Below are 253 nucleotides of genomic sequence, written 5' to 3' on the forward strand. Positions count from 1 at the left end.
GCGGAGGCAAGCTGTGGGTAATGGCGCATGACGGAAAGATCATGTTGAAAGATGAGAAGGGCGGCATGGCGACCGTCACCATTGCAGATGTGTACCAATCGAACGGTGTCATTCATGTGATTGACACGTCCTGATGCCAAACTAGTCCCCCTCTGCTCTCAGGGAAGCGATGCAGTGAAAACACTGCATCGCGCTGGACTCCCATGAAAAACATCTCCGCAGTTTTCAGTCGAGTTTCCAATGCAACGAAAAT

Annotated in this window: 1 protein-coding gene; it reads left to right on the forward strand. The window is 51.0% G+C overall.

The genetic code is table 11. The annotated features are described in order from the left end of the window. Positions 1-41: 41 nt before the first annotated feature. Positions 42-134, forward strand: coding sequence for a hypothetical protein (locus JAO32_RS19910; protein WP_443082625.1), 93 nt, complete (start codon positions 42-44; stop codon positions 132-134). The last annotated feature ends 119 nt before the right edge of the window (positions 135-253 follow it).

The organism is Terriglobus sp. ADX1 (assembly GCF_036877645.1).
Lineage (GTDB): Bacteria > Acidobacteriota > Terriglobia > Terriglobales > Acidobacteriaceae > Terriglobus.

What these genes read in the sequence shown, in the direction of transcription:
- JAO32_RS19910 (WP_443082625.1), top strand. Translation starts at nt 42, where the DNA reads ATGTTGAAAGATGAGAAGGGCGGCATGGCGACCGTCACCATTGCAGAT.